Consider the following 17,806-nt stretch of genomic DNA (forward strand, 5'->3'; position numbering starts at 1 on the left):
GCCTCCTATAAAATTAAATCAATGCGGTTAGCAACAACATGCAATCCGTTCACCACATCAGTCGGGATGACACAATCCAAGCGGTTCGGGTCAACACCGTTGCGTTGCACCAACAGTTTCGCTTTATGCTGCGCCACGTTTTCCAAGATTTCTTCGTTTTCCAAACGCAATAAAACATCTAGGATTTCAGACCGCACTTTGTCCGGTGTACGTTTAGACAACTTGGCGCGAGGGAAACGCAACTCAATGCGCTGTTCAATGGCTTTGCGCGTATAGTCCAAGGTTCGGATGGTAGTTAAATCTAAGTAACTCGGGTCATCCGTATTGGTTGCCGACTTGGTGTAAGTGGTGATCGCACGCATAATACGGACACGATGATTTACAACGGTAATCGGGGTTAAACCGTGATATAACGCTTGATTCGCTTCGGTCAATAACGGGGTTTGTGTCGGGTCAACTTCCGTTAAACCTTTAATTTCAAGGGTATTTAACGGACGTGCCGGGTCTTCTTCGCCTGCAATCACCGCACCAAAACCTGCCGCAATTAACGCACAGGATTCAATCGCGCCTTTGTACCAACCACAAGTGACACGCTCGCTGTTGATTTTTTCGGTGTACGTTGTGCCGGTCGCCATACTGCCACGCCATGCCAGCACGCCGATAGCAGTTTTTTTCTCAAGTGGCGCAGACACGGATTCTAAATGCTCACGCAAGGCTTTGGCATTTTTATCATCCGCAAACGGCGAAATGATGACGTGGTAATGCGTACCGGCAACACTTGCTAATGCAGGGGCTAAATCCGCATTTTCTGCGCCGTTGGCAAAAGCGGTTGCGGACAATGTCATGTCTTTAGCCGTGTTTGTAGCAGTTAAATTAATTTCATTTCCGATGGCACCTTTGCATTTAGCCGTAAGCGTAATCGTGCTTTCGCTCACAGATGCCGTTGCCGGGCAATCTGTCGCACCGTTAATCACAGCGTTTAATCGGGCGGCAACATCCTTGGCTTTTTCACCTTTTGCTACGGCAACTTTGTAGTCAACACCGGCAATCGTTGCTGTCATAACACCTTGGCTGGTTGCCGTCCCGGTTAAAGCCAAACGACCACTTGCCGACACGCCGGAGGAACTATCCGCCAAACCCATCACAGATAAACGGATCAAGGAGTTGTTGGTAATGGCCATGCGCGTCATTAAATGCGCCCATGATCCGGCACCAAATGCGGTTGCGGCATCAAGATCGGAATACACGCGTAACGGCTGAGTAAATGCGGTTGTCCCCCCAATCATCGGCGCAACAATTAGCACTTCTTGCTCGTTAGTCGGCAGAGTAGTTAGCGCGCCTTTGGCGTTATACTCCGTATAAACCCCCGGTTTGCGTAAGCTGTTCGGGATTTTTTCAAATTCAATGTTAGTCATTGCCTGCACCTCTCTGCTTGATGGTTGGTTGCACTTCGATTAAGTCGCCATCAGCGATTCTGCGCTGATAATAGACCGTATTTTCCACTTCAACCGGTTCCTGCTCGATGTAGGCATACGGCTGATTTTCTAAAGGGACTTTCACCCCGGGGGCTGCTTTTACAATCATGTTTTATCCTTTGTTTTTACACTAAATCTGACCTCGGCATTGTTGTTCGGGTCATACAGTTTGCCGTCCACATGTTCAAGGATTGGTGACGCCGGGGAGAGTTCGGCCGCATAATGGGTAAACACAAAATCAGGGTTAGCCGGGTCTTGTGTTTTTTCCGGATACAAACCGTCTTCCAGCGGGGCGATATCATCAAACGCAGCCTCGTACTCAATGGCATACGCCGTGACTTTCTCCGTGCGAAACTGCGCATTGTTAAACAACGTCCGAATCGCCAACGGTTTTAACGGTTTCACCAATCCGCCTAAACGTTGCGCGTCCAGCAAGCGGCGCACTGCATAAATCAACTGATTTGCGCCGATTTCTCGTTTGTCCACACCGCCTTGTCGTGCTGCTTGATTGCTACGCAATGAGCGTACTGCCACAATCACTACAAACTTGGCGGTGGTGCGAAACGCATTGCCTCGCACCGTCATCGGCTCAATTCGTGCGCCACCGAACGTCACCAACACCATAGGCAAACGCCCCGTTCCAAGGCTTTCGTCGTCCAGCTCACCACCGTAGCTTTTTACGGTATTAGCAAGCTGTCCCAAGCCGCGTGTCAAGCGGTCAACCAGTGCATTTTCAATTTCGGTTATCACGGCCAAAAATCCTATTGTTCGGATTGGTAAACATCACCACATTGCCGTCGCTTTGTTGCTCATCTTCAATGTCAATACCAAGCGAAATCTTTCCTGCTGCCAAGTCCTCAAGCTCTTTTAAACTCAATTTATAGCGCGTGATAATTTCGTCAGTAATCGTTACCTCAGACATACTCGCCAAACGATAGCGGGTAAGATCACAACAAATACGGGTTAAGTTTTGCGGGATTGTCGGCAACGGTAAGCGATAACGCGCACTTAAATAACCGTCGATTTGGCTTGTGCTGTCAGATAGCGCAATGGTCAGCACGCTTTCATTCACCACGCCTTCGCGGTCACGGTCAGTCAGCTGGATTGTCTGAAACTCGCCAATGCGTAAAACAAAATCTTTTACCGTTGCATACATGGTTTAATCCTCACACACCGGAATCAGCTCTAACCAAGGGTCTTCCGCAAGCGTTAAAGTTTGTTCAGCCGTTAAGTCATCCGCTGCGATGTAAACCGCATCGGTTTTGTTAAAGCGATAACCGCAACGCCCATACGTTGCTTGCGGATGGATTTCACGCAATTTCACCGAATAACCGATAGGCACAATCACTTGCCCTTCTTTGTCGCCTGATTCATCGTGTTTTTCTACCGCACTTTTGGGCGCACTTTCAGCGTTATCCTCACCGGTTTCGACTTGGGTTTGCGCCTGTTCATCCGGTGCTGTTTGCACGTCTTGCGCTACTTCGTCTTTTTGGTTTTTCTTAGCCATAATTAACTCCTAGGGCGGTTTCCCGCCCGTTTGGTTATTCGTTAATGAATGGAGAGGCGAGCACCTCCAATTCACTTTCGAGGATGTTGGTTGTGCCGTTGATTTGTTTAGTTTTAAACAATTCTTTTGCCGCATACTCAAGGTTGGTCGGAACCAAAATTAAATTCGGCTGAATGTTTAATGCTTTGCCACCGTCACCTTTCAAGCCTTTCATGGTTTGGATGACTTTTTGCACGTTTTCTTTGGTTAATTTGGTTTTTTCCACACGGTGGATTAATTGCCAAAAACCGAAACCAGCCGCACCACGGGCACGCACACCCCATAAGTATTCATCTTCCATGAAGACGTGTTCGGATTTTGCCGGGTCAAACTTCGGCTCAATTTCCGGTGCGGTGCGTTTTTGCCAGATTAACGGTTTAATCGGCAAACGGGCATCCACGATATAGAACGTTGGCGAATCGTTATCTGTCCCCACTGTTAAGTTCACTTGAGTGGTACTGTTGCCTGTGCCGTCCACTTTCTCAAACACCGGGTGATCTGTGTCAAAGAAGTTCTGACCGTCATAACACAGCGTAGATTTACCTTTTTTCAACAAGCTGAATACTTCGTCATCAGGTAATTCGGCGGCAGATTGACCCGCTAATTGCATCATTGGCGCATATAGACCGACCTGATCATCTTCAATGTCTTCGCGCGGAATGCCGACGGTTGATTCAAATTTTTTGTTAGTAATGCTTGTACCTTGCGCTTGCATACTTTGAATTTGACGTTGGCCAACCCATTCACGCATTTTCGGGAATTTACCTAAAAATCCGTAAGTATTGGTTTTCGTTGTGGAAGGAATTTCCATAGCGATTTTTGCCCACTGAGTAGGGTGGTTTTCTAAGCCTTTGATAAATTCTTTACGAAAGGCTTCTGTGATGTGGTTTAACACCTGTGCTTTATTGATTGACATTATTTAGCCTCCTGAGACTGATATTTTTTAATGTAATCCGCATCTGTCATGCCAAGCATTTTGGCTACGGCTTGTTGTTCTGCGGTTAATGCCACCACATTGCCTTTATTCGGGTCTTCGTTCGCTTGATGACCGCCTGCTAAAGCTTGATTTGGCGTTGCAACAGTTAAATAATCAGAAAGGGCCGTAATGTCGGATTTACCTAATTTTTCCGCCCATTCTTTTTGTGATGGCAATAAACGCCCGTCAGATAATGCCGTTTGAATCAAGTCATTGACTTTATCGCCATGCACTTGCGCGCTTAACGCGTTTAGTTTGTCTTGCACATCTTTCATTGCCGATAACGGCACATATTTGCTCGGATCAGGCTCTGCGCCGACTTTCGCAGTTAAAGCGACGACTTCACCGTCTTTTTCTTTTAACTTACCGTACACATCACTGAGTGCCACCGGGCTGTCGCCCTTAGCCGCAGAAAGTGCGGTCAGTTTTTGTTTCATTTCGTCTTCGGTCGCTTCCGGCGTGCCGAATAATTGGCGTAATAACTCCAGCATGGAATTGTCCTTTTTGTGTTGATGTTGATTAAATTGGGATGAGAAGGCGACAGCTTCCGCCAAGTCATGACAAGCAGGGCGATTGGTTAATGCTGCATTCAGCACTTTCGTTACCTTGCCGTCCGGCTCAGTCAAAAACAGAGGCGAAATGTAACGATATTCCCCGTCTCGAATTTGTTGATGGGCTTTTTTTGTCCAATCTACATCGACAAAAATGCCTTCACCGGAAATATACTCCGCCGTTTCCATCCAACCTGCGGCAGGGTTAGGTTTGCCGTTTTTCTCAATAAATAGGGTTTGATGTTCGTAGTCGATCATGAGCTTAATTTTTAGCTGATTAATATCTTCAGCCAAAGCGTAGCCGTTAGTGTCATCTACATACCAGCCTCCTGCACCTTCGGTGCGTCCATCTTGCGAATAAAAACGACCAAAGGGGAACAACTGAATACGCCCATTTGTTTTTTTGTTAAGCGCGAAACTTAACGCAATCGGCTTAATGTGCATCGTTTGTTATCCTCGTTCTTTAATAGCGGATAACAGAATAACGGATTGGAAAAAATGAAAAGAGGGGAGTGACTTCCTCACTCCCCTCTAGGTTAGAATTTTTGAAAAAATGAAATTGGATGTTGCATTTAATCTTAAACTATTTTTAAAACCTTTTTAAATCCTTTTAAATCGTTTTAAAAAATTTAATTCGATAAATCACCCCTACAATCATAAAAATGCAAATACGCACGATTTAGGGCGGTTTTATGTTTTATTTAACTACACTCCGAAAATAGGCTTGCACATCCTCTAAAATATCCTCCTCGTCTTGTGGTGTTAAAACCAAGAATGGGCGGGCAGGAATATCACTTCCTGGGTGATCTACTGATTTTCTGACAATTCCTCCGAATGCCAAGGCTTTTTTAGTGACCGGTTTGATTTTATGCGGACTGGTTTTTCCGCCGAATTGATGGATAGCCGCATATTTTAGGTTTGTCCCAACCTGCGCTTCGTTGTTATCCCAACTGGAATGGATGCTATTTCTTAATGCACCGCTATCAATCAATGGTTTTCCGTCAGGGCGACTTTTCACACCAAGCCAAGCAGGACGCCCACCGGCTTCAAAGTTTTGGTCAACTGCAGATTGCATTGTACCAGCTATCGTACGCATAAGCGGCGCATTATATTTCACATGTTGCGCTAATTGTGATAATGCGTGGATAAGTTCTTTTTCGTTGTTGATTTTTACTTCTATCATGTTATAGTGCCTCTAGTCGCCCGTAGCAGCGAATCTCGAAAACTGCGAACGAATGCTATTGGAGCAGGGATTGATGTGTGGGGGTGTTCGAGTCCCACCGGGCGACATATCTATTTAAACGCTTTTCGCCATTGTCGATCACTTGCTAAGTGTTGCGATGTCAAGTAAATCTCATTGCTACCATTAAGCACTTTAATGACAGCTATCAATCGCCGTGAATCCACTTCTTTGTAAAATTTAAACGTATTTTTACCGTCTTGCTCTATTTTGTCAGGGCTATATAACACGTCCGGCAACCGCGCATAGTCATCAAAATCAAAATCTTGCCCGTAACGATTTGCAATTTGTTTAATTAATGAGTCATCCGAAAGCCAAACTGTGGATAAATCAGTTTTAATTTGCCGCTTGGTATCTTCGTTTAACACACCAGCAATAAATTTATAGTCCATTTTAAACCGTTCTCGAATCGGGTTTAAAAATGCCTCACGCTCATTTTTGCCTTTTAGCTTTTTATAATCATCAACATAAGGCGAGAATTCTTTTTCGAACTGTTTAAAATCAAATTTAAAGCACTCGCCGCCCATTTCACGTTTAGCAAATTGGTGTGCTAATGATTCAGGATAAAGCGATAAATTAGGTTTATATACGGTTCGTCCGACATTGTAATCAAAGCCTCTATCCGTAATAATCCATTTATCATCTGACAATTTAAATGCGGTCGTTTTTTCCGTTGTGGTGGCATTGATTTTTCGGTCGTAATCAATCAAACGATCTGTGCTATCCCCAACGACCAGATTGCGGCGGTTAATGTCACGCTCGGCTAATGCAATGACCGAACATCGACAATTAAATCCGTTGGGTGGGTAAAATGTCGCCCAAAATGGATCATCATAGCGATAAACCAAACCGTGCATAGCAGAATGACTTGGGCGGGTGCGATCATCATTTACTGCCGAATATTGCCAATAAGGTCGATTATCTGCGTTATCTCTCATTTCGGCATAGCGCTGAGAAGAATAGGCAGATTGCATGTTGGTGCGATAAATCGTCTCTAATCGACGTGGTGAGCCAAAATATTCACCGGTTTTCGGATCTGCAAGCAAATATTCTTTGTCATACCCGGCAATCCATCCTTTTTTCTTAAAATGTTCAAAAATTCCTTTTTTCCACTCGCTAAAAGGTAAGCCTTGTGCCTGTGCATCAACTAAAGACTGGTAGATGTCTTTACTCATCTCAAGGCTGGATAAATTGGCGATACGCGTTGCTTTTACTCGAGCGCTATCCATTAAAGCATCTTCATCAAAATGCCCTAATATGGCCTTTTTATCCCTTAAAAACTCAATGGCTTTTTTCGGTTCTAATCCCAAAACGAAATTAACGCTTGGCATTGCTGACTCCCAACAATTCGGACAAAAAGACGGCTTGTGTCAAATAACGTTGATGTTCTGCGTTATTTAAATCCGGGTAAATTTCGGCTAATTTATCACTTGCATCTTCATAGGAGTTGCATGCGGTTAATATGACTGCTAATTGACGCACCACTGGGTCTAATTGGCGGTTAAAGTCAATCACATTTAACGCCTCGTTTAAACTGTTATCCAACAAATCCTGTTCCGTTTCGCCCTTGTTGACTGCCGACAACGCCACGTGCGCACCTTTACCCGAACAACCGGCACACTGACAACCCACCACGTGGGCTGAAAGTGCGGTAGATTTCCCCGGTGTTTTTAAATCGGGATTAACATCGCTTTGAACGGCTTTTAAAACCACTTCACCGTCTTGCGCTTCCGGAATACCGAGCTTATCGCGCGTCCATTTTTCGGGGATTTGCACGCCAATGCTCACAAGTTTAGGGATGGCATCAGCAAAAGTGCTTAAATCATCGTATTTCTTGGTGTCAAACTCAAAATAGGGCACTCGATGTAATGCAATATTCGGATCAACGTTAATCTGCAAATAAGGCAGGATGATTTGCTGTGTGATGGTCTGTGCCACTTGTTTTGCGTCTGACACCAACAAATCACGGCGCACTTCATTATGCACGTTGCCCAAGGCATTAGTTGAGCTTTTACCGTCTGCACCTGATGTGAGCGTTTGCCCCAAAATCAGGCGGGCAATGGATTTTTCGCACCAGTCCACCATTTGCAAGAAAGGGTTATTTGCCGACCCAGCACCAGTATTTGCCGCATTATGCAATTCGATAGTCATAGAATCAGGCATAATCCCTGCGGCGTTATGTCCGATTTGCGCAAGGGCGCGTAATAGCGTGCGTTTTTCCTCGTTGGTTGCACCTGCGCCATATTTACCAATACGAATCGGCATGCCGTAAAGCTCTAAAAATTCGGCAAAATCCCGCACAGAATAATGCTTAAACATATAAAGCCAAGCCAGTGTACGGAATAACCCCATGCGCGCTAGTTGCACGGAACGGGATTTGTGCGAATGCACCACCCAGCCGAACGGACGCAAAGGTTCACCCATGGCATTTTTCGGGGTTTTTAACAAGAGATTGTCATTTTTATCTAGTTTGAACCATGACTGCGGGCGGGCGATAAAGTTATTCGGAATGTACTTACCGCCCTCAAGTTTCCATTCGATTTCCAACGCAGAAAAACCGTGACCTACCGCGTCCATCATATCCATCAGCAAGTTTTCAAAGTTCGGATATTGATAAAATAGTTCGTCAATTTCGGTTTGCAGTTTTTCTTCCGCCGGTGTTGCATTACGCGGTTCAGCAATGCGCCAATCCAGCGTCAAAATCGCCCGTTTGCGCGTCTGAATATTCGCTCCGATGGCACTGTCTTGTTCTTCGATGTCCATAAACAATTCGTGCTGTGCTGTAATGTCGCCGTTTTCCGCGTCTTCTAAAATACTTTTCAGTTTTGACGGGGTGATGCGGTTGCTTGGGTGATCGGATAAAACGCGCCCATTAGCCGTTACCATTGCTTCATCGGTTTGGGTTGGCTCGGTTTTCGCCCCCATCAATATCTTAAATTTTTCCCAAAATTTCATGTTTAACCTCGCCAAATGCTATATAAGTCATCTTCCGCTTCAAATTCATCATGCCCCAAGTCTTCATCGTTTAAGCCTATCCACTCAATCGGGGCGGAATACTTCCTTGCTAGACTCCACAACATTTCAAGTGCGTCTGGGCCATCATCATGATCGGCTTTTGGGAAATGCCGTAGTTGAGCTATTAAAGTCGTCTGTGACGGGTGCAATAAAATCAGTCCATTTGCCATATGTGGCTGTAAGCTTTCGATTCTTAACATTTTGTCTGTGTTCGGCTTTATTGGCACAACCGGGACTGGGTGACCTCGTTGCGCTGAACGTTTTACAATTTCAGAATTCAAAAACTCCTGGAATTGAACAGATTCGCCACCGTATTTAAGGAAGTTATACTGAATATGCAGTCGAATAGTGTCCTCGATGATTAAATCCGGTAATCGTTTTTTTATTGCTGCTTCAACCACATACAATTTACCTGTGGCACGCTGATAACCACCCACTAAAATCGCTGATGGGTCTCGACTTGCACCAGCTTTACCGAGTGATGGGTCAACCGCACCGAAATAAATCAAATCGGACGGCAGTTCCGTCCAGTATTTAATGGCATTGGCAAAGATGGCGTCATCACTGCTCAACGGGTCATTTTGATATTCAGAATCAAAAGTCGCATGGCCATCACGAGCACGGATTTTCATGAGCGTAAGTAACGGACGCGCAGCCCAACTCACTTCTGACCCTTTATCCATTGCAGCTTGATTAGCCTGATAAAAAGCGTCTGCAACCGCCTCGCCCTCATTTAAGAAAAAATCCTCCCACTTGTCCCACAACGCCATGTCGTCGGGCATTTTCTTTAAAGCTTTAAATTTGGCGGTTTTCCATGCTTTGGAGCTCAAAGTGCGGTTCAATACGCTGTCGTAATGCAAGATAGTTCCGATATACACCACGTCCAATTTATCGCCTGCTGCGCCCAATGGGAGCACGGTCTTTTTCAACCAGTCGTGCAACTTATCACGCTGTTCTGCACTGCGGACTTGTTCATCATTCTCAATATCGTCCAACACCACAAGATCAGGACGATAAGCCCCATGGCGCAAACCACGTAATTTCTTGCCGGAACCCGCCACCTGAACTTTCTGATTAGCCTTAGTGATAATGGTCGCCGCTTGCCATACGCGCCCTTGTCCTGCCACCTCCGGAAAGTCAATACGTAGGCGTTGGTTAAATTCCAATTCCACTTTGATCGCTTCCAGCATTGGATAGGCTTGGTCGATACTATCCATGACGATCAGTGCATAGCGTTTTTGCTGTGTCACCAAGCAATAAAGCGTAAACAACTGCGACACCAAAGTGGATTTAGCCTCACCACGTGGCGCAGCAGTTGCCATATTGATAGGTTTAGGCGCTTGTAATACGGCAGGGAGTTCGGCAAACAAATAATTGTGCAAATCCGAACGTGATGCCGAACGCACATAATGTGGAAAATAATTCGACACAAAAAAGTCATAGCCTGTAACAGGATCTAACACCTTCTTGCGTCGTTCGCTGATAGCCGAAAGGGAATCATCCCAGCCCTCAAACTGCGCCTCGACTTTTTGCCGTAGGCTATCCGAATAGGCTTTTAATTCCGCTAACAATTCTTTACTTTTCATAAGTTACTCTAGCAAAAAGCAATAAATAAAAACCATCCCCAACCACTAATACCTTGGCTTAACAATAAGAATGCACAAATAATGGCTGCAAGTGATGGCAACTGAAAAATTAATAGTTTCATGCTTTAAATTCCTTATCTAAGGCTTTCCCAAACCCATCCAACAAGTCCGCAAACTCATTAATCAGCTCAGGTTTATTCGCCTGCACATAATCACCAAACATCGTGATGGTTTTTATTGCCGTCGCCAGTTCCGACACTTCCGGCAATAACCGCTTACTGCTTGCCACCATTTTCGAGTAGCTATCACCCAAGCCCTGAATCAACTTCGCCTTTTCACTCACCGGCAACTCTTCGGCGTGGCGTAGCTCTTCCATGGTTTTCTCAAAATAGATGACAAACGTGGTGAGCATACCGCGCGCCACGTCTTCTACTTTGCCACTTGCCATGGTGTTCGCATCACGCACCGTGTCCCAATTGTCGCCACGTGCTTCCGCCTCTTTCTTCCAGCGGCGTGCCGTGTTGTAGGACACTTTGGCTTTTTCAGCCGCTTGTTCAAGCGTCAGACAATCAAACACATAGTAACGGCGCACATACGCCTTAGTTTTTTCATCGTGTGCCATCATCAGCCCCCGAATTTTGCTTTGATTAGCTCAAAGCCAACCGACACAACCAAACCACCTAAACCGCCAGCCATCACGGACTTAATGCCCAATTTATCCATGCGGGTTTCCAACATTTTTAAACGTGCGTCAATATCGTCCACGCGGTCGTCCAGCTTGTCGATTTTGCGACTAACTTCACGGGTTAAATCTAAAATTTGGTCTAACTTTTGGTTGGTTTTGGCTTGTTCGGCTTTCTGTTCCAACCGTTTTTGTTCTCTTGCCGACATTATTTATCCGCCTTTCTGTCGAGTTTTTCGGTGATTGAGTTAAGTTGTTTAGTGATAGCATCTAATTTTTCCATCACGTTCTCATTGACGATGTTAGAAACTTCTTTCGAGAGATAATCCCGTTTCACCTGGTCGACCTCGTCATGCAGCTGTTTAAATTCACTGTCTAAGCGCTTAAACCAAAGCCCGATAAAAAATACCGCAATAGATACCAACGCGTTAAACACCATGATGCCGTTAATGTGTAGTTCCATTCTCACCCCCACAAATTGCTCGCCATGTGTCGTTGTGCGCTTTAATTTGGCGTAGTGTTTCAGTCGTGTCTTGACGACTGGCATAGATTTTGCCAAAGCCATCGCAAGCCGTATTAATCACGTAGGTCTTTTGATTTCCGCATGCTGTCAATAAGCTCGTCACGAGTACTGCTATGAGCGTTTTCTTCATTTTTTGTGCGTTCCTTTTGATTATTTACACGGGTTTGTAACACTTGATTTTGTGTTTCGAGTTGTTTTTTGGCTTGCTCTAAATTAGCCGTTTTAGCTTTTGCTCTACGCCAAAGTCCCCAAAACAACAATAGAGCAGTCCCCAGCGTGGTCATTAAAATATGCAATAGATTCATTTTTTAACCTCATAAGCCCGGTCTTTGATACCTGTCATCGTCATCTTGACGTTGCCGTGGTTGATAGTTTTGATTGTTATTGCGTTTGTGTTTGGACTGATATGCCATCACTGCGCCTTTTGTCGCTGCCGACCCGCCGCAGAAAAACGCAAAATACAAATAGAGATCGGTCGCATTATCACGACCGAGATAGACCGAATACACGAGCACACCGGCAAGCACTAAAAAGCCAAAAAACTGAATAAAGCCTGTGGTGCTGGCGCGTCCGTTGTCATTTGTGAATAATTCAAAAAACTTTTTCATGAGCAAAGTATCAACATTAATTTGAATGCCGGTGTCATCTGGCCATTGCCGACATAACTCCACGCATTTTTACTGTAAAAGTGCGGTCGGCATTTGGTTTGTTTTGCTCTCAAGCAGAACCAATCAAAAACCCATCCTAAAATGTCTGAAAACTTAAACTTCATTGTCTTGTGCTCCATATCTCAAGTTTTGTGCTACACGATTCACCCAGCCTTTGCCAAAACGGTCAAAGTTCTTTAATCGGGTGTAAAAATTAAGGCGTTCGCCGTTTAACACCATCAACGTGTCAGAGATTGGATTGCTATTGATGGCCTCAAGAGAGTATTTACCGATAATGCCGTCATCTAACACACCAACTGCGCGCTGTAACATACGGCTCGCATTGCCGAAACCGTGATTCACCGCCGCATCAAAAAATTGATAGGCAACGGCATCCGGCATTTGCTCACAGTTGTAGCGCAACCAAAATGCACGATGGTAAATTTCATAGGCTTGTTGGCGTGTCATGGTTTTCATGTTGCCGGTATAGCCATTAGCTTGCGCGGTACGCTTAGTGACACCCCAGTTGGTTTCGCCTCCGGGGTCACGTGAGTCATTGACGTAACCGCCCTCATGTCCGATAAGTCGGTCAAAAATTTGCTGAAAAGATAAAGACATAAAAAAATACCCTCAATCGTTGATATGATTGAGGGTATTCTGAATTAAAAGAAGGTTAATTAATGGGGGAGAAACTTCCACACGCCCACTTGTTCTAAAATAACGCGGCTTGTTGATATTGCTGGACTTGATGAGAGCGTATAATTTCCCAGGCTTGACGATCACAGAGTTTGTATTTAGGACAAAGCTCAAGCATTGCCGTGCGGCCACTTTTCTTTTCGGTTTGCGTGATGTAGTCAAAATCTGCTTTTAGGCGTTCGTTGCGTAACAACCGCAGAGCGACTTCACAACGCGGAATATAGACTTCCTCCGCCTGAAAATAATGACGCAATTTGACCACACTTTCCTGTCCGATGAGTGCTTTTAGTCGCGGAAAATACACTGCTCCGTCGGTAAAACGAAACGTTGCCCCTCCGAACTGATTAATAATTTTTTCTACGTCAACAAACCCAATTAACTCCACCATTTCCAGTACGATTTCAGGCAGATAGTTGGCAACGCTCTCTAACTTTGACTGCATAACATTTCCCCTATGTGACCATTTAGGCGGATTGTCGCACGGAAATTTTAAAAAGGCGGTATTTTTGAAAAAAAAGATAAAAAAAATCCCACCGAAGTGGGATTATCTTTATGCCTTAATAGGCAATTCTTTCACTAACTGTCGCACCGTGCTAACTTGGCAATCCAATGCTGCGGTAAACACCGCAATCATCCCCGCAAGTTGGCTATAACTTAAGGTATCCGCCGTGTTGTCCGTGATTTCCAAGAACTGGCGCAAACAGTGCAAGCCACCAAGGCTACTTTGAATTTCATCAAATTGATGTTCTAATTCATATCCGATACTCATCTTCGCCCCCTTACGCCAACAAATCCAACTGCACCACAGCTGTTTTTGGTAATGTGGAGGAAAAAAAGCCCAAATTCCGCATTTTAAATGCCATCCATTTCACGCTATCTTTGGTTTTGCCTAATAGCGTACCAATTTCACGATAACTTAAGCCCATTTCACGATAGCGTAAAAAGTCTTTCGCTTGTGGGTTTGCCGTTAAAAAGGCAGTTTGCGCAGTGGTAATTAAACGTGCCAATTCATCTGGATTGTTGCGTAAAAATGTAGGAATGGCGAGCATTTGCGCTTGCATTTCAGTAGCTAAAGCAATAGCGTGCTGTTCCATTTTGATAAAATGGCGACGAGCTTGGCGACCAATTTCAGATCGTTCCAGCATACACAGCTCTTTTGCCATATCAAGGGTGATGTGGTATTCCTTGAGTGTTTCTTGTCTAATACCAAAGAAACCTCTATCGACGTTCACTAATTGGTGAAGCACGGTAAAATCAAGGTTTTCAGCAAATCCGTACTTGCTAATGCGGTGTTGAATCCAGTCAGAAAATTGTTTGCCGTTTCCTAATAATTTATGAAGATCACGAGCATTGACTAATTGAACAGATTGATTTTGAATTGAACCAGTGAAGGTTTGAATTTGGAAATTTGTCATAATTGCATACCTCTGAATAGAGACCCTATTTTGAGTAGGGCGACCGACAGCTCAAAACTGTGCAATAAACAGCGGAGTTATTCCCTTGCGGTATTGTATTCCTCGCACTGTCGGTCATTGATTAATATTTTTTATTTTTCTACCGCACTGGTATTCTGACGCTCAAGGCATTCCGATACTCAAATTGCAGGTAAAAAAATAGCACGAAATCACGGTTGTGCCGACCGTATTGCTGGGCTTTTGATACCCTGATCGCAAAATTAACCTTTTTTTAATCAGAAATCAAGGTTTTTTACCCAACATTATGCAAAAAGTTTTACGATTTTTGTTGATTGCGATCATACACCGCCAACATCTGCACCACCTTTTTCAACTGCCACGGCTGCAACCAATGCACAAAATCCACTTTAAACGAACGTTTCGCAATACCATCGGCATATTCTTTAGGTAAACCATGTTTTGCTAAAAGTGCGGTAATTTTTGCCAAATAAATTTTCTTATCTTCACGTGGTGCCGCACGATTTCCCCAAAAACTTGAACTGGATTTAAAACCCTTTTGCACCATAACATTTAACACCTGTTGCAATTCACTTTCCGTCATTTCAGTACAACTTGTTTTCCCCGTTGTACTTACCAATAATTGACGATAGGTTTCATCATCAAGGCCTAATTGGCTTTTCCCAATATGGATTCTAGTGATTAAATTTTTACGCAACATAGCCTTTCTCCTGTTCCGCTTTCCAGGCTTTCCAAACCGTAAACTCAGGCATATTTTCCACAAATTGCAACTGCCCAACAGAGGCATAACGTTCAATATATTGAATAGCTTCCATACGTTTATCCTCTTCTTGCGCCGCAACGCTTTGCATTTCAGCTTTACCTTCATTACGCACTACCGCAAACAACGGTTTCGCCCCTTCATACACTTTCTTCAAATAGTTATGATTCGATAACGCCTGAATATTGCGGGTTTCCCGACGGTTTTTCATCACCGCTTGCACCGTTTCATTCAACGCATGGGCGAGTAGCGGACTGGGTTGATACATCTCCAACACATCTTTCATTAATCTCAATGCCCGCCCATTAGATAACGCCGATCTTTCAGGGCGAAACAGACCAATATAACTCACCAACGCACGCGCATTACGACCACCCAAATTGGAGATTAACCCCAACATCTCACGCCCAGCATCATCTTCCAACAGCGCATCCAAATGAATATCACTGTGGCAAATAGGGCAACGGCATAGTTTCATTATTGTTCCCTCAAACTTAATTTAAAACACATTACTCAGCCCACTTCATCTCACTTAATTCCCCTCTTTTGTAAAGAGGGGCTAGGGGAGATTTGAATGGGCTGTAAATGGGTTTTAGTCATCAAAATAAATTTCATCAACGTCCGGCACCAATCGATACCATGGACTCACACGGAAAATTGAGTACCGTTCACTCCCTTGTTCTCTGATAGCGAGAAAAACATATTCATCCTCTTCATAACACTCCCATTTGCTATAATTACGCATAAATAATTCTTCGGCGACACTTGACTCTAAATAAAATGGTCGTTTTTTTTCGGTCAAATTCTAACCACTCGCTATCTTTAATGATTTTCTCTACTTCTTCTTTTTCTGGTTCTTCGTCATCGAGATCATCAATAAGTAACCATTCGTATTCGATATCCATAATTTATTCCCCCATTCGAATTGAAAATCCACCGTGACGAAATACAACATTCTGATCGTCTTCAGTAAGTTTTTTCATTAATTGATATGTTTTAGGGCATCTGCCAGAGCCTTTTTCTTCGTTAAATAAACGTTCTAACTCGTCCCAATGTTCCACTAATTTTGCCCAAATGGGAGAAATTGCTTTCATTTTGTGAAGATAATTTCGCATTTCTGGCGCACGTTCTAATAACTTTACGCAACGAGATAAATCGCTCGTATCAAGTGGATAGCTCTTACGTCTTGGCACCACATCAAAACCAATCACAAATGCCATACATTTACTGCTTAATCCGACATCTTCATCATCTGCCAACCATTGAATGATTTTTGTCTGCATTTTTCCTCCTTATTAATTGAAAACACATTACTCAGCCCACTTCATCTAACTTATTCCCCTCTTTTGTAAAGAGGGCTAGGGGAGATTTAATGGGCTGTAAATGGGTTTTAATAATCTCGTGCCTTTTGCACATCAATCGTAATTTCCCCCACTCCAATCATGTCATCATCTTTCCAACGAATCACATCTGCTAGAGTAATATTCAATCCAAGTTCTCTAAGCTTTTCGGCTTCGGCTCTCGCTTGTTTTTGAAAATGGAACCATTCTTTGAAATCTGCTAAGAATCGTTCAAACTGTTTATCATCAAGCACTAAAATATCGGTCACATTCTTAAATTCGTAAATTTGTTCACTCATTATCTATTTCCCCTGTAACATTAAAAATTCACTTTGTTTTATTTCTGTTAAACATTCCGGAATTGCCGGGAAGCCATCCCCACCAAAGCCATCTGATTTAACTGGTATTGAAACGATAAAGTAGTCACTTGCAACACCGCATACAGATATATAACTAGTGCGCGCGCCAAGCACCCAGCAATTAAGTTTTAATTTTCGTAGCATAAAATCATTAAAGCTTGGGTATTGATTTAAAATATCTCTAACGCTTTGGATTTTATCGTTAAATGCCTTACCGGCTTTTGTTCTGCCATTGCCAGTGATGACAACTTTCTCATTTTCAACTATTTCAAATTTATAGGTCTTATCCTCTTTGATTTTGGCAAATTCATCGCTATCTAAACTACAAACAATTCCAAATATATTACGTTCACTTCCTCTCCAACATTCATAAAATGGGATAGTGTCAAAAATAGCATCAAGTTTTTTATCTCTGAGCTCTCTATCTTTTCGCCATTGCTCATCTAATGATTTAATAGGCTCAACGCTTAATGCGCATTTAAAATATCTAAATTCAGGTCTCATATTTGCTCCTTTAATAAGTGGGATATTGGCTTCTCAAAATCCGATAACAATTGGTCTTTAACTCAAAAATGCTTCTCGGCAGAGCGTTAATAGGTAAGGTTTTAAAGGCTTTACCGCTATCGTCCATACCATATGGCACACCGATTGCGCGCCAACATCGTGCGGCGTGTACCGCTGCGTCTTTAATCACCTCTGAGTTAATCACAAAGCTATTTGGCCCAATGCGTTGCAACAAAACACCTTGTGCCATAAGATTTTTAACCCGCCGTCTAAATTGACTTTCGCTTAATCCGGAGCCTGCAATAAGTTGGCTTACACTCAATATTGCAAAGTCTTCTGCTCTTTTCTCTGCATAATCATCGCTATATGTACCAACGCTACCACCGATATAAGTCACTAAGGTTCCTTGCGCAATACGGTCTAATGTTTCATCCCAAATATACTCAAGGATATGTTCATCTAGCACTTTCATA

Annotated in this window: 27 protein-coding genes; all 27 read right to left on the reverse strand. The window is 43.7% G+C overall.

All coding sequences use genetic code 11. The features are described from left to right. Positions 1 to 5 precede the first annotated feature (5 nt). On the reverse strand, positions 6 to 1,415 hold the full coding sequence (locus BN1226_RS01220) for a phage tail sheath subtilisin-like domain-containing protein (RefSeq protein WP_005760364.1): 1,410 nt from the start codon (positions 1,413 to 1,415) through the stop codon (positions 6 to 8). After that, complete coding sequence (locus BN1226_RS10530) at positions 1,408 to 1,584, reverse strand: DUF2635 domain-containing protein (RefSeq protein WP_077064977.1); 177 nt, start codon at positions 1,582 to 1,584, stop codon at positions 1,408 to 1,410. The genes BN1226_RS01220 and BN1226_RS10530 overlap by 8 nt, the downstream gene beginning before the upstream one ends. Next, entirely contained in the window at positions 1,581 to 2,225 is a 645-nt protein-coding gene (locus BN1226_RS01225) for a phage protein Gp37 (protein ID WP_005760389.1), read from the reverse strand. The genes BN1226_RS10530 and BN1226_RS01225 overlap by 4 nt, the downstream gene beginning before the upstream one ends. Then, positions 2,209 to 2,631 carry a gp436 family protein gene (locus BN1226_RS01230; protein WP_005760394.1) on the reverse strand — a complete coding sequence of 141 codons (423 nt, stop codon included), beginning with the start codon at positions 2,629 to 2,631 and terminating at the stop codon, positions 2,209 to 2,211. Before BN1226_RS01230 ends, BN1226_RS01225 begins: the two co-directional genes overlap by 17 nt. Before the next feature lie 3 nt (positions 2,632 to 2,634). After that, complete coding sequence (locus BN1226_RS01235; protein WP_005760390.1) at positions 2,635 to 2,982, reverse strand: hypothetical protein; 348 nt, start codon at positions 2,980 to 2,982, stop codon at positions 2,635 to 2,637. Between the two features lie 34 nt (positions 2,983 to 3,016). Beyond that, entirely contained in the window at positions 3,017 to 3,937 is a 921-nt protein-coding gene (locus BN1226_RS01240) for a Mu-like prophage major head subunit gpT family protein (RefSeq protein WP_005760375.1), read from the reverse strand. After that, the gene (locus BN1226_RS01245; RefSeq protein ID WP_005760369.1) at positions 3,937 to 4,992 is read right to left on the reverse strand and encodes a phage protease; all 1,056 of its coding nucleotides are present in this window, start codon (positions 4,990 to 4,992) and stop codon (positions 3,937 to 3,939) included. Before BN1226_RS01245 ends, BN1226_RS01240 begins: the two co-directional genes overlap by 1 nt. 253 nt (positions 4,993 to 5,245) lie before the next feature. After that, entirely contained in the window at positions 5,246 to 5,731 is a 486-nt protein-coding gene (locus BN1226_RS01250; protein WP_005760365.1) for a phage virion morphogenesis protein, read from the reverse strand. Positions 5,732 to 5,841: 110 nt separating this feature from the next. Further along, on the reverse strand, positions 5,842 to 7,119 hold the full coding sequence (locus BN1226_RS01255) for a phage minor head protein (protein WP_005760387.1): 1,278 nt from the start codon (positions 7,117 to 7,119) through the stop codon (positions 5,842 to 5,844). Then, the gene (locus BN1226_RS01260) at positions 7,106 to 8,743 is read right to left on the reverse strand and encodes a DUF935 domain-containing protein (RefSeq protein ID WP_005760381.1); all 1,638 of its coding nucleotides are present in this window, start codon (positions 8,741 to 8,743) and stop codon (positions 7,106 to 7,108) included. The genes BN1226_RS01255 and BN1226_RS01260 overlap by 14 nt, the downstream gene beginning before the upstream one ends. A gap of 2 nt (positions 8,744 to 8,745) precedes the next feature. Next, positions 8,746 to 10,389, reverse strand: a complete 1,644-nt coding sequence (terL, locus tag BN1226_RS01265; RefSeq protein WP_005760398.1) for a phage terminase large subunit — start codon at positions 10,387 to 10,389, stop codon at positions 8,746 to 8,748. Between the two features lie 118 nt (positions 10,390 to 10,507). Then, positions 10,508 to 11,011: a DUF1804 family protein gene (locus tag BN1226_RS01270; RefSeq protein ID WP_005760377.1), complete on the reverse strand. Its 504-nt coding sequence runs from the start codon at positions 11,009 to 11,011 to the stop codon at positions 10,508 to 10,510. A gap of 2 nt (positions 11,012 to 11,013) precedes the next feature. Next, on the reverse strand, positions 11,014 to 11,280 hold the full coding sequence (locus BN1226_RS01275) for a hypothetical protein (protein ID WP_005760383.1): 267 nt from the start codon (positions 11,278 to 11,280) through the stop codon (positions 11,014 to 11,016). Continuing rightward, positions 11,280 to 11,636 (reverse strand): hypothetical protein, encoded by a 357-nt coding sequence (locus tag BN1226_RS01280; protein WP_239384641.1) that lies wholly within the window; start codon positions 11,634 to 11,636, stop codon positions 11,280 to 11,282. Before BN1226_RS01280 ends, BN1226_RS01275 begins: the two co-directional genes overlap by 1 nt. Before the next feature lie 11 nt (positions 11,637 to 11,647). Further along, positions 11,648 to 11,899: a DUF2681 domain-containing protein gene (locus BN1226_RS01290; protein ID WP_052506671.1), complete on the reverse strand. Its 252-nt coding sequence runs from the start codon at positions 11,897 to 11,899 to the stop codon at positions 11,648 to 11,650. Between the two features lie 9 nt (positions 11,900 to 11,908). Next, a complete protein-coding gene (locus tag BN1226_RS01295; protein ID WP_005758662.1) occupies positions 11,909 to 12,202 on the reverse strand; it encodes a DUF2644 domain-containing protein in 294 nt (97 codons plus the stop codon). Between the two features lie 153 nt (positions 12,203 to 12,355). Further along, positions 12,356 to 12,859: a glycoside hydrolase family 108 protein gene (locus BN1226_RS01300; RefSeq protein ID WP_005758668.1), complete on the reverse strand. Its 504-nt coding sequence runs from the start codon at positions 12,857 to 12,859 to the stop codon at positions 12,356 to 12,358. Between the two features lie 94 nt (positions 12,860 to 12,953). Beyond that, positions 12,954 to 13,379 (reverse strand): Mor transcription activator family protein, encoded by a 426-nt coding sequence (locus BN1226_RS01305; RefSeq protein ID WP_044469652.1) that lies wholly within the window; start codon positions 13,377 to 13,379, stop codon positions 12,954 to 12,956. 108 nt (positions 13,380 to 13,487) lie between these two features. Then, positions 13,488 to 13,706, reverse strand: a complete 219-nt coding sequence (locus BN1226_RS01310) for a hypothetical protein (RefSeq protein WP_005641522.1) — start codon at positions 13,704 to 13,706, stop codon at positions 13,488 to 13,490. Between the two features lie 10 nt (positions 13,707 to 13,716). Then, positions 13,717 to 14,352: an antA/AntB antirepressor family protein gene (locus BN1226_RS01315; RefSeq protein WP_005758691.1), complete on the reverse strand. Its 636-nt coding sequence runs from the start codon at positions 14,350 to 14,352 to the stop codon at positions 13,717 to 13,719. 316 nt (positions 14,353 to 14,668) lie between these two features. Beyond that, positions 14,669 to 15,070, reverse strand: coding sequence for a gp16 family protein (locus BN1226_RS01320; protein ID WP_005758672.1), 402 nt, complete (start codon positions 15,068 to 15,070; stop codon positions 14,669 to 14,671). Further along, the gene (locus BN1226_RS01325) at positions 15,060 to 15,608 is read right to left on the reverse strand and encodes a hypothetical protein (RefSeq protein WP_005758670.1); all 549 of its coding nucleotides are present in this window, start codon (positions 15,606 to 15,608) and stop codon (positions 15,060 to 15,062) included. Before BN1226_RS01325 ends, BN1226_RS01320 begins: the two co-directional genes overlap by 11 nt. A 259-nt stretch (positions 15,609 to 15,867) precedes the next feature. Further along, on the reverse strand, positions 15,868 to 16,035 hold the full coding sequence (locus BN1226_RS10740; RefSeq protein WP_005758681.1) for a hypothetical protein: 168 nt from the start codon (positions 16,033 to 16,035) through the stop codon (positions 15,868 to 15,870). Between the two features lie 3 nt (positions 16,036 to 16,038). Then, positions 16,039 to 16,413: a hypothetical protein gene (locus BN1226_RS01330; protein ID WP_005758665.1), complete on the reverse strand. Its 375-nt coding sequence runs from the start codon at positions 16,411 to 16,413 to the stop codon at positions 16,039 to 16,041. Positions 16,414 to 16,520: 107 nt separating this feature from the next. Beyond that, the gene (locus tag BN1226_RS01335; RefSeq protein ID WP_005758679.1) at positions 16,521 to 16,769 is read right to left on the reverse strand and encodes a hypothetical protein; all 249 of its coding nucleotides are present in this window, start codon (positions 16,767 to 16,769) and stop codon (positions 16,521 to 16,523) included. A 3-nt stretch (positions 16,770 to 16,772) separates the two neighbouring features. Next, positions 16,773 to 17,333 (reverse strand): DUF5420 family protein, encoded by a 561-nt coding sequence (locus BN1226_RS01340; protein WP_005758666.1) that lies wholly within the window; start codon positions 17,331 to 17,333, stop codon positions 16,773 to 16,775. A 10-nt stretch (positions 17,334 to 17,343) separates the two neighbouring features. Further along, positions 17,344 to 17,805 carry a hypothetical protein gene (locus tag BN1226_RS01345; RefSeq protein ID WP_005758664.1) on the reverse strand — a complete coding sequence of 154 codons (462 nt, stop codon included), beginning with the start codon at positions 17,803 to 17,805 and terminating at the stop codon, positions 17,344 to 17,346. Between the last annotated feature and the right edge of the window lies 1 nt (position 17,806).

Origin of the sequence: Mannheimia massilioguelmaensis, assembly GCF_000940515.1 — a bacterium.
Classification (GTDB): domain Bacteria; phylum Pseudomonadota; class Gammaproteobacteria; order Enterobacterales; family Pasteurellaceae; genus Basfia; species Basfia bettyae.

Excerpts from the sequence above, each read along its gene's own strand:
- BN1226_RS01325 (WP_005758670.1), bottom strand. The coding sequence starts at position 15,608 with ATGAAACTATGCCGTTGCCCTATTTGCCACAGTGATATTCATTTGGAT.
- BN1226_RS01255 (WP_005760387.1), bottom strand. The coding sequence starts at position 7,119 with ATGCCAAGCGTTAATTTCGTTTTGGGATTAGAACCGAAAAAAGCCATT.
- BN1226_RS01230 (WP_005760394.1), bottom strand. The coding sequence starts at position 2,631 with ATGTATGCAACGGTAAAAGATTTTGTTTTACGCATTGGCGAGTTTCAG.
- BN1226_RS01240 (WP_005760375.1), bottom strand. The coding sequence starts at position 3,937 with ATGTCAATCAATAAAGCACAGGTGTTAAACCACATCACAGAAGCCTTT.
- BN1226_RS01320 (WP_005758672.1), bottom strand. The coding sequence starts at position 15,070 with ATGTTGCGTAAAAATTTAATCACTAGAATCCATATTGGGAAAAGCCAA.
- BN1226_RS01315 (WP_005758691.1), bottom strand. The coding sequence starts at position 14,352 with ATGACAAATTTCCAAATTCAAACCTTCACTGGTTCAATTCAAAATCAA.
- BN1226_RS01270 (WP_005760377.1), bottom strand. The coding sequence starts at position 11,011 with ATGGCACACGATGAAAAAACTAAGGCGTATGTGCGCCGTTACTATGTG.
- terL (WP_005760398.1), bottom strand. The coding sequence starts at position 10,389 with ATGAAAAGTAAAGAATTGTTAGCGGAATTAAAAGCCTATTCGGATAGC.
- BN1226_RS01305 (WP_044469652.1), bottom strand. The coding sequence starts at position 13,379 with ATGCAGTCAAAGTTAGAGAGCGTTGCCAACTATCTGCCTGAAATCGTA.
- BN1226_RS01330 (WP_005758665.1), bottom strand. The coding sequence starts at position 16,413 with ATGCAGACAAAAATCATTCAATGGTTGGCAGATGATGAAGATGTCGGA.
- BN1226_RS01345 (WP_005758664.1), bottom strand. The coding sequence starts at position 17,805 with ATGAAAGTGCTAGATGAACATATCCTTGAGTATATTTGGGATGAAACA.
- BN1226_RS01235 (WP_005760390.1), bottom strand. The coding sequence starts at position 2,982 with ATGGCTAAGAAAAACCAAAAAGACGAAGTAGCGCAAGACGTGCAAACA.
- BN1226_RS01260 (WP_005760381.1), bottom strand. The coding sequence starts at position 8,743 with ATGAAATTTTGGGAAAAATTTAAGATATTGATGGGGGCGAAAACCGAG.
- BN1226_RS01275 (WP_005760383.1), bottom strand. The coding sequence starts at position 11,280 with ATGTCGGCAAGAGAACAAAAACGGTTGGAACAGAAAGCCGAACAAGCC.
- BN1226_RS01310 (WP_005641522.1), bottom strand. The coding sequence starts at position 13,706 with ATGAGTATCGGATATGAATTAGAACATCAATTTGATGAAATTCAAAGT.
- BN1226_RS01250 (WP_005760365.1), bottom strand. The coding sequence starts at position 5,731 with ATGATAGAAGTAAAAATCAACAACGAAAAAGAACTTATCCACGCATTA.
- BN1226_RS10740 (WP_005758681.1), bottom strand. The coding sequence starts at position 16,035 with ATGGATATCGAATACGAATGGTTACTTATTGATGATCTCGATGACGAA.
- BN1226_RS01335 (WP_005758679.1), bottom strand. The coding sequence starts at position 16,769 with ATGAGTGAACAAATTTACGAATTTAAGAATGTGACCGATATTTTAGTG.
- BN1226_RS01300 (WP_005758668.1), bottom strand. The coding sequence starts at position 12,859 with ATGTCTTTATCTTTTCAGCAAATTTTTGACCGACTTATCGGACATGAG.
- BN1226_RS01340 (WP_005758666.1), bottom strand. The coding sequence starts at position 17,333 with ATGAGACCTGAATTTAGATATTTTAAATGCGCATTAAGCGTTGAGCCT.
- BN1226_RS01280 (WP_239384641.1), bottom strand. The coding sequence starts at position 11,636 with ATGGCTTTGGCAAAATCTATGCCAGTCGTCAAGACACGACTGAAACAC.
- BN1226_RS01245 (WP_005760369.1), bottom strand. The coding sequence starts at position 4,992 with ATGCACATTAAGCCGATTGCGTTAAGTTTCGCGCTTAACAAAAAAACA.
- BN1226_RS10530 (WP_077064977.1), bottom strand. The coding sequence starts at position 1,584 with ATGATTGTAAAAGCAGCCCCCGGGGTGAAAGTCCCTTTAGAAAATCAG.
- BN1226_RS01295 (WP_005758662.1), bottom strand. The coding sequence starts at position 12,202 with ATGAAAAAGTTTTTTGAATTATTCACAAATGACAACGGACGCGCCAGC.
- BN1226_RS01290 (WP_052506671.1), bottom strand. The coding sequence starts at position 11,899 with ATGAATCTATTGCATATTTTAATGACCACGCTGGGGACTGCTCTATTG.
- BN1226_RS01220 (WP_005760364.1), bottom strand. The coding sequence starts at position 1,415 with ATGACTAACATTGAATTTGAAAAAATCCCGAACAGCTTACGCAAACCG.